This window comes from Rhodophyticola sp. SM2404 (assembly GCF_053570515.1).
The window spans coordinates 1-1,070 of record NZ_JBSEDL010000015.1; the positions used below are offsets into that span (position 1 = coordinate 1).

The 1,070-nt window shown below is 55.4% G+C and carries 1 protein-coding gene; it reads left to right on the forward strand.

Annotation, left to right across the window (positions count from 1 at the left end):
- A protein-coding gene (locus tag ACTYEO_RS14005) for an IS3 family transposase (protein WP_449324364.1) occupies window positions 1-1,070 on the forward strand; the annotation gives its coding sequence in 2 pieces (ribosomal slippage) (window positions 1-218 and window positions 218-1,070; 1,071 coding nt annotated over the 2 pieces). This gene is flagged as partial in the annotation.

Below are 1,070 nucleotides of genomic sequence, written 5' to 3' on the forward strand. Positions count from 1 at the left end.
GCAAGTTGAGGTGCTGACAGGCCAAGGTATTGCGCGCCTGGATGCGATCCGGCAAATCGGCATTACTGAACAGACGTATTATCGCTGGAAAAAGAAATACGGTGGAATGGGCACTGAGCAGCTTAAGGAACTGAAGCGGCTCCAGAAAGAGAATGAGCGCCTTCGCCGTGCCGTGTCGGATCTAACGTTGGACAAGTTAATCTTGAAGGAGGCCGCGAGGGGAAACTTCTAAGCCCCTCACGTCGCCGCGCCTGCATCGACCTAATCCGCAGCCAGATGAGCGTGTCTGAGCGACGGGTCTGCCGTGTTCTAGGCCAGCACCGATCCACGCAGAGACGGTTGCCGCAAGGCCGTGCCGACGAAGACCGTCTGGTCGCTGATATGATCGAGCTGACACGCCAGTACGGTCGATATGGCTATCGCCGGATTGCCGCCCTGTTGAGAGATGCAGGCTGGCAAGTAAATGACAAACGTGTCGAACGACTTTGGCGACGTGAGGGGCTTAAAGTGCCAAGGAAACAACTGAAGAAAGGACGGCTCTGGCTGAATGACGGATCGTGTGTTCGCCTACGGCCTGAGTATCGTAATCACGTCTGGTCGTATGACTTCGTGCATCACCGGACAGATGATGGCAGGGCGTTCAGGACGCTCAACATCTTGGACGAACATAGCCGGGAATGTTTGGCTATCCGGGTCAAACGGAAGCTGAACTCGACTGAGGTCATCGATGTCCTCACGGACTTGTTCATCTTGCGCGGCGTGCCAGCTTACATCAGGTCAGATAACGGCCCAGAGTTTATCGCCGAGGCTGTCAGAGACTGGATCAAGGCAGTCGGAGCAAAGACTGCGTATATCGAGCCTGGGTCACCCTGGGAAAACGGCTACTGCGAAAGCTTCAATGGGCGGATGCGAGACGAATTGCTCAACGGCGAAATCTTTTACTCGTTGCGCGAAGCACAAATCATCATCGAAAGCTGGAGGAAACACTACAACACCAAGCGACCACACAGTGCATTGGGCTACCGCCCACCAGCGCCCGAAGCCATCATCCCGATGGACCAAAGGCCGAT